This window comes from Shewanella sp. 10N.286.51.B8 (assembly GCF_041469325.1).
Taxonomy (GTDB): Bacteria; Pseudomonadota; Gammaproteobacteria; order Enterobacterales; family Shewanellaceae; genus Shewanella.
Window position 1 is genome coordinate 36,259 of record NZ_JBFRKG010000023.1, and the last position, 13,829, is coordinate 50,087.

Annotated in this window: 12 protein-coding genes; all 12 read left to right on the plus strand. The window is 42.0% G+C overall.

Features of this window, described 5'->3' with window-relative positions:
* Nucleotides 1-74: 74 nt before the first annotated feature.
* The 12 genes from AB4160_RS09355 (at nucleotide 75) to AB4160_RS09410 (ending at nucleotide 13,828) form a co-directional block, all read left to right on the plus strand.
* On the plus strand, nucleotides 75-839 hold the full coding sequence (locus AB4160_RS09355) for a FimV/HubP family polar landmark protein (protein ID WP_102440016.1): 765 nt from the start codon (nucleotides 75-77) through the stop codon (nucleotides 837-839).
* Between the two features lie 126 nt (nucleotides 840-965).
* Nucleotides 966-1,178, plus strand: coding sequence for a 50S ribosomal protein L31 (gene rpmE, locus AB4160_RS09360; protein ID WP_076538513.1), 213 nt, complete (start codon nucleotides 966-968; stop codon nucleotides 1,176-1,178).
* 438 nt (nucleotides 1,179-1,616) lie between these two features.
* Nucleotides 1,617-2,858: a malic enzyme-like NAD(P)-binding protein gene (locus AB4160_RS09365; protein ID WP_102440015.1), complete on the plus strand. Its 1,242-nt coding sequence runs from the start codon at nucleotides 1,617-1,619 to the stop codon at nucleotides 2,856-2,858.
* A gap of 412 nt (nucleotides 2,859-3,270) precedes the next feature.
* A complete protein-coding gene (gene csrD / locus AB4160_RS09370) occupies nucleotides 3,271-5,193 on the plus strand; it encodes an RNase E specificity factor CsrD (protein WP_102440014.1) in 1,923 nt (640 codons plus the stop codon).
* Between the two features lie 454 nt (nucleotides 5,194-5,647).
* Entirely contained in the window at nucleotides 5,648-6,577 is a 930-nt protein-coding gene (locus tag AB4160_RS09375; RefSeq protein ID WP_372004336.1) for an MSHA biogenesis protein MshI, read from the plus strand.
* The gene (locus AB4160_RS09380; protein ID WP_102475449.1) at nucleotides 6,574-7,176 is read left to right on the plus strand and encodes a fimbrial assembly protein; all 603 of its coding nucleotides are present in this window, start codon (nucleotides 6,574-6,576) and stop codon (nucleotides 7,174-7,176) included. Before AB4160_RS09375 ends, AB4160_RS09380 begins: the two co-directional genes overlap by 4 nt.
* Entirely contained in the window at nucleotides 7,173-7,823 is a 651-nt protein-coding gene (locus tag AB4160_RS09385; protein ID WP_102440011.1) for an MSHA biogenesis protein MshJ, read from the plus strand. The genes AB4160_RS09380 and AB4160_RS09385 overlap by 4 nt, the downstream gene beginning before the upstream one ends.
* Nucleotides 7,810-8,139 (plus strand): MSHA biogenesis protein MshK, encoded by a 330-nt coding sequence (locus AB4160_RS09390; protein WP_372001113.1) that lies wholly within the window; start codon nucleotides 7,810-7,812, stop codon nucleotides 8,137-8,139. The genes AB4160_RS09385 and AB4160_RS09390 overlap by 14 nt, the downstream gene beginning before the upstream one ends.
* A gap of 13 nt (nucleotides 8,140-8,152) precedes the next feature.
* On the plus strand, nucleotides 8,153-9,829 hold the full coding sequence (mshL, locus tag AB4160_RS09395; protein WP_102440010.1) for a pilus (MSHA type) biogenesis protein MshL: 1,677 nt from the start codon (nucleotides 8,153-8,155) through the stop codon (nucleotides 9,827-9,829).
* Nucleotides 9,830-9,852: 23 nt separating this feature from the next.
* Entirely contained in the window at nucleotides 9,853-10,785 is a 933-nt protein-coding gene (locus AB4160_RS09400) for an ExeA family protein (protein ID WP_102440009.1), read from the plus strand.
* Entirely contained in the window at nucleotides 10,782-12,077 is a 1,296-nt protein-coding gene (locus tag AB4160_RS09405) for a lipopolysaccharide assembly protein LapB (RefSeq protein WP_102475450.1), read from the plus strand. The genes AB4160_RS09400 and AB4160_RS09405 overlap by 4 nt, the downstream gene beginning before the upstream one ends.
* Entirely contained in the window at nucleotides 12,074-13,828 is a 1,755-nt protein-coding gene (locus tag AB4160_RS09410) for a GspE/PulE family protein (RefSeq protein WP_102440007.1), read from the plus strand. Before AB4160_RS09405 ends, AB4160_RS09410 begins: the two co-directional genes overlap by 4 nt.
* Nucleotide 13,829: the final 1 nt, after the last annotated feature.

The window sequence follows — 13,829 nt, forward strand, 5'->3', positions numbered from 1 at the left end:
TCATCATCATTCAGAATTGTGAAGCTCTAGTTTACTCCAGCTAGACCGTAAATAAATAGGATAAGAGAAAATTGATGTTAAAAGGATTATTTAGCAAACATACCCTAGCACTGTCTGTGTTTTTATTTTCGTTTAGTGCCCAAGCAGCGCTGAGTCATATCAGTATCAATAGCCGCCATTTTAAGCTAGATCAGCATCCGCAATTAAAGCTTAATATTGTGGCCGCTAACGATGATCTTTCACGGCTGAGTTTTCACTTACGTCAAACCGTTGGAGCAAATGAGGTTGTTGAGGAGTTAATGCTGCAACCTGTGAGTCGCTTTATGCTCTATGCCATAGGTGTTGATGATGTCAGTGACCCTAATGCTAAGCTGATTGTCAGTGAATATAAGGGCAATAGCTGGCAGCAGTATGCGGTATTGTCGGTATTTGATGCCCCTTACATAAAGCCAAATGGTCGCAGTGATATTAAAATCGATGCCGCTAAAGCACTCAAAAAAGTCCCGTTAGCTGCAACACCAGCCGAAAAGGATCCTATTATTGTAACGGCGAGTAATAACAGTAATAACAGTCAAGCTTGTATGGTTGAGCGTAATAACACTGAGACCTTATGGGGGATTGCGTCACGTTATGCTACATCGTGGAATACCCATGTTTATGGGGCGATGTTAGCGCTTTATGAGGCCAATCCTCAGGCGTTTTCTCAGCAGAAAATTCACTTAATCAAACAAGATGTGCCATTGCGATGCCCGACAAAAGTTCAGTTGAATCAATATATAACAAAGGCTGATGCGAAGCTTGAATTTGAGTCGATAGAAGCTAAACACCGTAGCCAATAAATAGCACTTGTTTGGTCTGGACACATACTGTACTATTGCGCGCCTAAAACACTATTGTTATTAACGCATGTGGTGCTCAACTTCGGGTTGGGAGAGCGACGTGGCCTCTATTAAAAGGTAATCCAAATGAAAACAGGTATCCACCCAGACTACGCTGAAATTACTGCAACTTGTACTTGTGGTAACATCATTAAAGTAAATTCAACTGCTGGTAAAAACTTGCACTTGGACGTATGTGGCGCATGTCACCCATTCTACACTGGTACTCAGAAAGTTGTAGACACTGGTGGTCGTATCGACAAATTCAACAAGCGCTTTGGTGCACTTGGTAAAAAATAATTGCTCTTGCAATTATTTTAAGAAAAAGACGCTTCGGCGTCTTTTTTTGTAGCTGTCACTTTTTACACAAATTTATTTTCAGCTGAATAAAGTTTTTGGTTATAAATTATATAAACTCAACTGAGATAATAATATTGTTATTTAGACAAACTTTTGACAAGTTTAAGTAGCATTTTACGGTTTTTATTAGCAAATCTTGTTATTTTTCTACATTTTTAAGTCCTTGATTCTTAATGTGATGGTTAATTTTTTGATTAAAAAATATAACTTGACCAAATTCTAATTATTAAAGGTAACTTTTGTTATTTTTTGATTTATAATCCCAGCAGAAAGCGATCGCTGACGGATTAGTTTGATCTCAAGTTATTTTTAACTGGCCTCGTTTTCGCAGAATTACTTTTACTTCGCCGTATCACTTGCCTCACTCAGGAAAATACAATGCCAGATTTTCGCCAACAAGCTCTCGATTACCATGAATTCCCAGTTGCAGGTAAAACTGCTGTAACCCTCACTAAACCAGCGCAAACCAGTCATGATCTGTCGCTGGCATACAGTCCTGGTGTGGCAGAGCCGGTAAGAGAAATTGCGGCAAACCCTGATGACGCATATCGTTATACTAATAAAGGTAATACCGTTGCGGTGATTTCTAACGGTACGGCAATTTTAGGCTTAGGTAACTTAGGCCCATTAGCATCAAAACCTGTAATGGAAGGTAAGGCATTACTGTTTAAGCGTTTCGCCAATATTGATTCAGTTGATATTGAAGTGAAGCACAGAACTACGGCAGATTTTATTAATACGGTTGAGTCGATTGCAGATACCTTTGGCGGCATTAATTTAGAAGATATCAAAGCGCCTGAGTGTTTTGAAATTGAAAGAGAGCTTATTGCCCGTTGTAATGTGCCTGTGTTTCATGATGATCAACATGGTACGGCTATCGTAACTGCAGCAGGCATGTTGAACGCACTTGAAATTCAAGGCAAAAAAATTGAAGACGCAGTATTTGTTTGTTTAGGTGCAGGTGCTGCGGCTATTGCTTGTATGACCATGATTGTTAAGTGTGGCGCTCAGCGTGAAAATGTTTACATGCTCGACAGACAAGGCGTAATCCATACTCGCCGTGAAGACATTAACGAATACAAAGCCTTGTTTGCTAACAACACAGACAAGCGTACCTTACAAGATGTGATTAAGGATGCCGACGTATTCTTGGGGCTTTCTGGCGCTGATTTATTAACTGCTGATGACATTGCGCTAATGGCACCAAAACCGGTTATTTTTGCTTGTTCAAACCCAGATCCTGAAATTAAACCTGAGTTGGCTCACTCAATCCGTCAAGATTTGATTATGGGTACCGGCCGTAGTGATTACCCAAACCAAGTGAATAACGTATTGTGTTTTCCTTTCATTTTCAGGGGCGCATTAGACGTTCGAGCCAGTGTCATTAATGATGAAATGAAAATTGCTGCAGTTAAAGCGTTAGCGGCAATTGCTAAAGAACCGGTTCCCGCAGAAGTATTAGCAGCCTACCCACATGTTAATTCATTAAGCTTTGGCCCAGAGTACGTGCTGCCTAAGCCAATGGACCCTCGTTTATTGAAAAATATCGCCAGTGCGGTATCTCAGGCGGCCATTGATTCAGGTGTCGCGGTATTAGATAAGGTACCCACTGACTATTAATCTATTAATGGTTAGATATTCACCTTAGTTAGAAGGGGCATTAGCCCCTTTTTTATTGGCTGAAAATGGCGTTAATAATAAACGAGTTTGACTGCTATAATTAAATGATGCTGAGTAAATGTCACTATTATTTTTGCAAGATTGCAGCAGATAATATAGCTAAATAAGATTATTAAGCCTAAGCTCACTTTTTTAAAACTGCGACAGCATTTTTTTATTAAACAAGTGATAGTATGACGCGTTCAATATAAGGCGAGACTATTAGTATAAAGTAAACGCGTTTAGCATAAACTGAACATGTGATTTTAATATTATTTTTCTAAACTATTTCTCTAATAATAAAAATGTACTCGCAATAAAATAACAATAACTAATTCCCCTTGAGTGCTGTGTTTAAGCAGGATGCTGATAAATGAAATTAACGAAAATGCTAACCAAAAAGCTGATCAGTTTTTGGCTGTTATCGCTCACGGCTGTGGGCTTTATTTTTTTGGTGGGTGCTATGGTCAGTTTCACGCAACTGACCTATAAATTTCAGCAGCAAAAAGTCGATAAGTTAGGGTTGATGTTAGTTGAACACTATCAATCTAAGAGCCAATCCGCAAACCAATCCAAGAGCCAACCCAAGTATCAGTGGGATTTACATGCATGGCTACCGCCTATGCTGATGGCTTTTAACGCCAATTCATTTAAGTTGACCCGTGGTGATGATATTTTATTTGAGTATTACTCCCCTACGGCAGATCAATATCCCACTCTATATAAGCATACGCTTGATAAGTCGTCTAATTTAGCGATGGAGCTAAATTTGCCTCAGCCTTATCTAGTACAACAATTGGGGTGGTATGAATATATCAGCTTGTTTATTGCTTTAAGCGCCATTGGACTGTTTGTCCGTTTTGGATTGCGCTGGTTTACTGAAGAGTTAGACGGCATTGAACATATTGCTCAGCGTAGTCATTTGATTTTGGATGGAGAGCATCAACAAGCATTGCAATATGCGGCTAAGGCCAGACCACGACTGATTAACCGTGCCATGACAAAGTTACTTGTGCAACTGCAAGATGCCCAAAAAGAGCGTGGCCGTTTTGATCAGTTTATTCGCTCGAATACCTTTTTGGATCCCAGCACCCGCATTGGTAACCGCATATTTTTTGAAAACCGTTTGGAGGCGTTAACGCACCAAGAAACCATGATTGCTCATGGAGTAGTGGTGCTGATGAACTTTGACGACTTAGATTTATTGCAGCAACAACATGGTGTTGAAGAAGTGAATGAGCAGCTTAATGACTTAGTGCAAGCTGTACAAAGGTTGCTGGTGAGATTTGAAGAGTCCATTTTTGCTCGCTACAGTTTTAATCAATTTGTCGTGGTAGCGCCGCAACTTTCCCTTGCTGAAGCGGACAGTTTAGCCGGCAAACTGCTTAAAATTGGCATTAGCCAATTACAAAATCAGTCTGACTCTCAAGATAACTATATTCATTTGGGGGCGGCCTTTTATAAGGCTGGCGATCAGCAGCAGCAGATCGTTGAAGAAGTTGAAATGGCCTTGAAAGCAGCGCAATTGCAACGAAATAATAACTGGTTTATGTATGACAAAGGCGCTGTGGATAAAGAGATCGCCAAAGGATCGGTGCGTTGGCGCAGTTTCTTAGAAAGCACCTTAGTTAACCGCCGCTTTGTGACTGTTACTAAAAAAGTGATTGATAGCGATGGCGCAACTTGTCATCAGGAAGTCTTTAGCCGGGCTATTGATAATCAAGGTAATGAGGTTAGGGCGACGTTATTTATACCTATGGCCAACAAATGTGGCTTGATGCCGCAAATTGAGCGGCAATTAATTGAAACTGTATTGTTCGAGCTAATGGCTAATAACCAACAGCATTTTAGTGTTAATTTAAGCCTCGATTCGCTAACCAGTCGCGCTTTTACGCGCTGGCTACAAACCACATTACTTGAGCATCGCCCTTTAGCATCAAGGCTTACTTTTGAAGTGGCTGAAAATATTGTGGTCAAACATCAACAAGACTTGGTAGCCACGCTCGAAATGCTTCGCAAAATAGGAGCCAGGTTGTGTGTTGACCATGTGGGCTTGCAAGTTGTGGGCACTCACTATATTCAAGAGTGTCATTTTGACTTAGTAAAATTGCATCGCTCTATTATTCACCAAATCCATTTAAAGTCAGAAAACCAATTGTTTATTCGTAGCTTAATTGGTGGCTTATATCGCGCTGAAGTGCAGGTATTTGCTGAAGGTGTCAGCAGTTTTGAAGAGTGGCAAACTTTAAAAATTCTCGGTGTTAGTGCCGCCCAAGGTGACTTTTTTAACCATTAGTATTGACCTTGTTTGGGCTAGCTTAAAAGCGTTTTGCTATAAATTGGTACAATAATTGTATCTTACTGTATCAGTAACGACTCATAGTGGGTCGTTATCGGTAGCCGTTCTGGGAGCAATGATAGATTTTGGCCATTTACTCAGCAGATTTTAGCACATTTAACAGTGATAGCATGTTTGATGAACAAGTGTGAAACTTGTGTATCTTCGTTTAACAACCTATCTTATGTATAATGGAAAATTAGCCAAATATTCCCCTATAAAATTAAGGGACTAAAGGTTAAAATGACAGGCGTTATTTTTTTGACACTTTTTTAGTCTTAGTTGGCTATAGTCGTTATGACATCTCGGTAAGTGCGCTATTTTGATGTTGTATAATTGGTTTGATTTTGGCTGCGTAGAGTTGCTTTTCTATGTCATTACATTTGCGAGTCATTGAAGCACAGGGTTTTGAATGAAAAATGGTTTTTTGAACACATTAGCTTTTTGGCGCAAGCCTCAGCCTACTACAGAGTTAGGCTTATACCTTGGCGCGGATACGATTTCAGTTTTTCAGACTAATATTGTCAGCAATGCTGAACAACAAACTGATTCAAAAACAAAACCCTTTGTAAACTCGGCTAAAAACAGTGTTATTCATCAAATCGCTTTTAATGGCGATAATTACTCAAAAGCCTTTGAAATGCTACAGCAAGAATTTGGTGCAGCTAAGCTTCAAATTGTTTTGAGCGAAGCCTTTTATCAGTTAGTCACTGCCGACAAACCCAATGTACAAGCACAAGAGTTAACTCAGGCGCTATTGTGGTCGGTTAAAGATTTAGTTTCAGAGCCTGTTGGCAACATTCAATTAGATTACTTTGAGTCTTCATTAAATACATCCGGAAAAATTAATGTGGTGGTAGCTAATAAAGCGCAGCTGTCACAATTGGCACAAGCTTGTGAGCATCATGGTTTTGTCATTAGCGGCATCAGCATTGAAGAACTTGCCATGACCCACTTATTTGACGATGAGTCAGCCCACATGATTGTTAGTCATGTATCAGGGCAAGAGTTGCTATTAACCGTGGTTAAGCAAGGCGAGCTATTAATGCAGCGCCGAGTGCGCGGTTTCAGTCAAATAGATAGCGCCAGTGCCCAAGACTTACAATATGGATTAGCCGATAATTTGAGTTTAGAAATCCAACGCTCAATGGATTACTTCGAGAGCCAATTACGCCAAGCGCCAGTTCATTCGATTAATTTACTTATCAGTGGTGAATCCCAAGCCTTGGTGCCTTTGGTTGCACAAAACTTTAATCAAACGGTCAGTGTGATCTCACACGACTCAGTAAATGGTCATTTTGCCGCCATGGCATATGCGCAACTCGCTGGAGGTGTTAAGTGATCAAAACCACGGTTAACCTGTTTAGCGTAGACTTATTGCCCGCCAAGTTAAGGCTATCTTTTGAGCGCATGATGCTGGCGGTTGCCGCCGTAGTTGTGCTCAGCCTTATCGCCTGGGGTGTTGGTTTTTGGTTGGAGTCGACTCTTGCCAGTCAGCACGGCGCATTATCAAAGCAAAAGTTGCAATTAGACAACCAAAAAGCGGCGTTAGAGCTGCAATTATCCACCCGTCAACCGGATGCGGATTTAGTTGCTAAAGTCGAGCTTGAGCAGCAACGTCTAGAGTTAAAGCAATTATTATCAGATGAAATAAAACAACGAGATAACATGATAAGTCATGGCTACGCAGGCCTGCTCACCGATCTTGCCTCTGTATCTGATAGTTCTGTGTGGCTAAACCGTATCGTGATTAATCAGCAATATTTTGAATTTGAAGGTTTTGGCTCTCACCCCCAGAGCATTCCGCTATGGGTTGAGCGATTAAAAACCACTGAAACTCTTAAAGGTTATGCCTTTGCCACCATGACAATGGATAGAGGCGAAAACCAGCCTTTGGCGTTTAAGTTGGCGAGCACTGCTGAACAGGGGGCGAAGCAATGAAGCAAACATGGCAAAAACTCGCCACTCAGTTTAATGAGCTTAGTCAGCGCGAAAGAGTATTGATTGCCCTTGCCAGCATAATTGTTGTCGCAATGCTGCTTTATATTCCGGTTGAAACTATCTGGAAAGAAAGATTAAAGCTGTCACATCAAGTCACGCAAATTGAATCTGAAAATGATATTTCAGAGCAACAAATTGCGCTTTATCAGCAGCGATTAGCCATGGATCCTAATAGCGATTATCGCAATAGATTGACCATGATTGAGCAGCAAAATCAGCAGATGGATGCCAATTTAGAAAGCCAGATGATCTCCATGGTGCCAGCCAATTATATGCCGACAGTATTAACCACTTTGCTGGGTAATATTAACGATGTGAAGTTAGTGTCATTTTCCTCTATCGCCCCGCAGCCACTTATTGAGGTGGGCGAAGAAGACAAAATGAACTTATATAGCCATGGTATTCGCTTGACCTTAGAAGGGCGCTATTTTGCTATTTTAAAATTTATTCAGTCCATTGAAGCGATGCCAGACAAATTATATTGGAAGCGTCTCGATTACCATGTTGAGCAACACCCCAATGCCACAGTAGAAATAGAGCTTTATACCTTAAGTATTAATAAGGAGTTTATTAGTGTTGCACAATAAGCAGATACTCATAATCACCTGTGCTATCAGCCTAAGCTTTCTGCTATTCAGTAGCTTAAGTTTTGCAAAAGCATTGAGAGATCCGACACTACCAGGCAAAGGCTACGCAGTGTCATCGACTCAAGTTAATCGTCCGGGCTCATTAGTACTTAATAGCATAATGCATAGTAATAAACCCCATGCGGTGATTAACAACAAAATATTTTTTGTTGGTGATCGCGTCGAAGGGGTACGAATTGAATATATTGGAAAGCAATACGTTAATTTAGCTGATGGCAGAAAATTAACGCTATTTCAATCGATAACAGAGCGATAGGAAATCAATAACAATGAATGTAATTAAGTATATAACCCCTCTGCTATCTCTATGTTTGCTAGGTTGTCAAACCACAGACAGACCCGATCCAACCACGTCTAAAAGTGAGCTGAGTCAATCTCTTGAGCAAGCACAAGCGGCGCAAAATATTGTCCCGCCGCCAGCGCAAATGCCTGAAGATGTGCAGCGTGAATTAAATGGTTCAAGTTCCCTTGGCAGAACCAGTGCATCTTTACCGACTGAGCGCCGCTTTGATGTGTCTGCTAACGATGTTGATGCAAAAGTGTTTTTCCCAAGTTTAGTCCAAGGCACCCCTTTAAGTGTGGCGGTGCATCCTGATGTGACGGGCTCTATTTCTGTATCGCTCAATGGCGTGACGCTTTCTGAAGTGATTAAAGTGATTGAAGACATTTATGGTTATGAAGTTAGCCAAGATGGCCGTATTTTACGGATCTTCCCAGCGGGCATGCGCACTGAAACCTATCCGTTAAATTATATTTATATGGAACGTGAAGGCTTATCACTAACCTCTGTCAGTTCTGGCCGTATCTCAGATAGTAATGACAACTCAAACTCTAATTCAAACAGCAATAGTTCAAATAACAGTAATAGCAATAGCTCAAATAACAGCAGTAATAATAGCAATAACGATGGTAACGATAATACCAACGGCACCTTTATTCGCTCGACCACCAAGTCAAATTTTTGGGGTGAGCTAGAAAAAACCTTAGTATCAATTATTGGCGATACCGGTGGTGGACGCCAAGTGGTGATTACCCCTCAAGCTGGCTTAGTAACTGTGAGGGCTTTTCCAAACGAGCTACGCCAAGTCAGCACCTTTTTAAATATTGCAGAAACCCACTTACAGCGTCAGGTTATTCTGGAAGCCAAGATTTTAGAAGTGACCTTATCTGATGGTTATCAGCAAGGTATTCAATGGGATAACGTATTAGGCCATGCAGGTAGCACAGACATTAGTTTTGGCACTTCACCGGGTAATGGCTTAAGCGATCAAATTACTAATGTGATAGGTGGGGTGACCTCTGTCAGCTTAACCGGTACCGACTTTAGCACCATGATAAGCCTGCTGGATACCCAAGGGGATGTAGATGTACTTTCAAGCCCTCGGGTGACCGCATCTAACAACCAAAAAGCAGTGATCAAAGTGGGTAATGATGAGTACTTTGTTACTGACGTATCATCAACCACGGTTGCAGGAACAACGCCAGTGACCACGCCGCAAGTTGAACTCACGCCATTCTTTTCGGGGATAGCCTTAGATGTGACCCCGCAAATTGATGGTGAAGGCAATGTCTTGTTGCATGTTCATCCATCAGTGATTGATGTGTCTGAGCAAATCAAAGAAATTAAAGTGAGTGGCTCATCATTAGAGCTGCCATTAGCGCAAAGTGAAATCCGTGAATCTGACACTGTGATAAAAGCGTCATCAGGTGATGTGGTGGTGATCGGTGGCCTAATGAAGAGCGAGAATATTGAAATTGTCTCTAGAGTGCCGCTACTGGGTGATATTCCTTTCTTAGGGGAAGCATTTACCAACCGCAGTAAATCAACCAAAAAAACCGAGCTTATCATTATGCTTAAGCCTACGGTTGTTGGCGCAGACACCTGGACCAATGAGCTAAAACGTTCAAAAGACCTGTTAGATCGTTGGTACCCAGAGCAAGAATAGCGATGTAAGCACGAGCAAACATTATGTATCAGCAGCACTTTGGCCTGAGTCAGTTACCGTTTACGCTTACGCCAAATACACAGTTTTTCTTTGGTTTGACGCCCCATGTGGAGGCGTTACAAGTGCTGCAAACTGCCATCGCTAATGGTGAAGGCTTTATTAAAGTAACTGGTGAGGTAGGGACAGGTAAAACGCTGATTTGTCGTAAGCTGATGAACGATTTACCGACTAATTATCACTGCGCATATGTACCGAACCCTTATTTAACCCCTGACGAGCTTCGTTGGGCGTTAGCGGCGGAGCTCGGGGTTTTATTAACTGAAAACCTCAATCAGCAGCAACTTACCAGCTTAATTCAAAGCCGTTTACTTGAGCTCAACAGCCAAGGCTTTAAAGTGATTCTGGTGCTCGATGAAGCTCAAGCCTTACCTAATAACAGTTTAGAAACGCTGCGGCTATTTACCAATTTAGAAACTGAAAGCGCCAAGTTAATTCAAGTGGTGTTGTTTGGTCAGCCAGAACTAGATAAGCGCTTACAAGACCCAGCAATACGGCAGCTAAAACAGCGGATCACCTTTAGTTATAGCCTTAGGCCATTAGTATGGGATGAAATTAAAGCGTACCTTAATTATCGCTTAAGTGTTGCAGGCTACCAAGGCAAAGGTTTGTTTAGTGATAAAGACATTAAATTAATCGCCCAAGCGGCAAGAGGCATACCACGGTTAGTTAATGTAATTGCTAATAAAGCCATGTTGCTGTGTTATGCAGAAGGGCGAGCGCAAATAAGCACATCACATTGCCGCGCAGCCATTGCCGATACTGAAGATGCCACACATCTATCACCCAGCAATACCATAAATGCTTGGGTATTTTTTATATTAATTATTAGCGCATCACTGACATGTTTATATATTGTCGATGTTGACTGGTTAGCTGTTTTAAGTGAGTCAATATGAGCGTAATAAATAAAGTTTTAAAAGATTTAGATAAGCGCCAGCAAACCGCAGTAGATGAAAATGGCGCTGCCAATACGACTGAGGCTTTTGTTACTCCCAAAGTGCAATTCCACAGTCAGTTGCAACCAGAATCAACATCTGGCTCAGCAATGGGGGCGAACCGAGGCTTATTCATCGCGCTGGTGATGATAATTACCATGTTGATATTAGGCTTCATGCTTTATCAACAAGGTAAGCAATTACAAAACCTGCAGCCTTTGGCTGAGCATAATCTTCAGTCTAAGGCTGATACTAGCAATGCCAGTGCGAAGGTAACCATAGCGCAGCAAGAGACTGAGAATAATATTACTGAGGCTGAGATTAAAGCCTCGGATCAGCTTGCAGGCGCTGAGCTAAAAGAAAGTGATCTAAATAAAAGTAAGCTAAATGAAACTGATGCTAACCAGCAATCAAAGCTAGCAAATGTAGAGCTAGTAAATGTAGCGTTAGCTGAGCAACAAGACATAGTCGTTAGTGAGCCAGCAAGCCTCAGCGCAGAAGCTAAGGCAGTAACACAACACCAAACGCTGGTTGAGCCTGAAGCCGTCAAAGTGGCTGATAAAACGGCGGATGTAAAAGTGCATTTTGCCCAACATCGCCGTTCAAGCAGCAGTGCAACCGTGGCCAATGTAAATCAAAAAGGTCACATGGCGGTTAAAGAAGTGACCTTAACTAATGAACAATTAGCGAAGAAAAAATTCGACGCAGCAGAAGTGGCTGAGCAGCAGCAAAAAATTGATCAAGCGATTAAAAATTATTATGAAGCTTTAGTACTGCAGCCTTCTATGCATCAAGCAAGAAAGCAACTCGCCGCGCTGTATTACTCAGTCAATAACTTAGGCAGAGCCGAGCAAATTTTAGCCCAAGGGGTGAGCCTTTTTCCTGAAGAGGTTGAATTAGCCATCTTAAAGGCAAAAGTGCAAATCGCCGCGTTTAGTCCCAATAAAGCGCTCAATACCTTGAGTGAGATAGACGATAACAGCGAATGGGCCAGAGACAAGTGGATGTTACAAAGTGATATTGCACAACAAGAAGGTCAATTTGCACTGGCAGAAGCGGCTTATCGCTCATTACTTTCCATTGAACCCTCGCAAGCGCGCTGGTGGATGGGCCTAGCTTATGCGTTAGATTCACAACAACAATACCCTCAGGCGGCAGATGCTTATCGAAAGGCAATGTCATATAGAGGTTTATCAACGGGTGCTATGACTTATATAGAGCAGCGTTTAATTCAACTAGGAGGTAGCCAATGAAACCTAAATTGAAAATGCGTTTGGGCGATCTACTAGTTCAAGAACACATTATTTCAAACGATCAGTTAATGCAGGCTTTAGCGGAGCAGCGTAATTCCGGTAAAAAACTCGGTCGTACCTTAATTGATCTTAACTGTATTACTGAAGATCAATTACTGAAGTTTTTATCCCAGCAGCTTAATCTGCCTTATTTAGATATCAGTCGTCTTTCTATTCCTGCTGAAGTGGTCAGTTTGATCCCTGAAGTACAGGCGCGCCGGTATCGCGCCTTAGTCGTTGAAGCCACCGCTGACAGCGTGACCTTGGCGATGAGCGATCCTGCTGATTTACAAGCAATCGATCACCTTGAAGTGTTTGTAGCACCGAAAAAATTGACCATTGCGGTGACGCCAGAGCGACAGTTACTGGATGCCTTCGATAACCTCTATCGACGCACCGATGAAATTGCAAAAATCGCGGGTGAATTAGAAGAAGAATATGCCGCAGATGACATGTTCGACTTGGCCAGTATCACCAACAGTGACAGTGATAATGAAACCACAGTGGTTAAATTATTACAGTCGATTTTTGAAGATGCTGTGCAAATGCGTGCCTCGGATATTCATATTGAACCCGGTGAAAAAGTACTGCGTATTCGTCAGCGTATCGATGGTCAGTTACATGAAAACACCTTAGATGAAGTCAATATTGCCTCAGCATTAGTACTGCGTTTAAAGCTAATGGCTGGACTTGATATCTCTGAAAAGCGTATGCCACAAGATGGCCGTTTTAATATAGAGGTAAAAGGCCACAAAATTGATATACGTATGTCTACCATGCCGATTTATCATGGTGAGTCGGTGGTAATGCGTTTATTGGATCAATCAGCAGGCTTACTGACGTTGAATGAAACCGGTATGCCGGATCATATTCTGCAGCGCATTCGTAAACAGATTAAGCGACCTCACGGCATGCTGTTAGTGACAGGGCCAACTGGTAGCGGTAAAACCACCACCTTGTATGGCATTTTAAGTGAGTTGAACAAAGCTGATACTAAGATCATTACCGTTGAAGATCCGGTGGAATACCAATTGCCGCGGATTAACCAAGTACAGGTAAATCATAAGATAGGCTTAGATTTTTCCAATGTACTACGTACCACCTTACGTCAAGATCCCGATATCATCATGGTGGGTGAGATGCGTGATCAAGAAACCGTCGAAATTGGCCTTCGAGGCGCATTAACCGGTCACTTTGTGTTATCGACCTTGCATACCAATGATGCCATTACCAGTGCGCTACGTTTACTCGATATGGGTGCAGCCAGTTACCTAGTTGCCAGTGCGCTAAGGGTGATTATTGCCCAGCGGTTAGTGCGCCGCGTATGTGCGAACTGTGCGACTGATTACCAAGCTACAGCAGGCGAATTAGCTTGGATTAACGCCGTAAGCAAAAAAGATCCTAGCCAAGCCAACTTTAAAGTAGGTACAGGTTGTCAAAGCTGTAATGGCTCCGGCTACCGTGGTCGTATAGGTATTTTTGAAATTCTTGAGCTTGATGATGCCATGGTGGATGCGATGCGCACCGGTAACCCGCAAGACTTTGCCCATGCCGCCAAGCAAAGCCCAAGTTTTGTGCCGCTGGCAGACTCAGCATTTGAATATCTATTTAATGGCATGACAACCATAGAAGAGGTAGCCAAACTGGTTGAAGATGTCAGTGAGCTGCGAATGGAGCCCCCCGCTCTGCATAATATTGCTTCAGGGGTCTAAT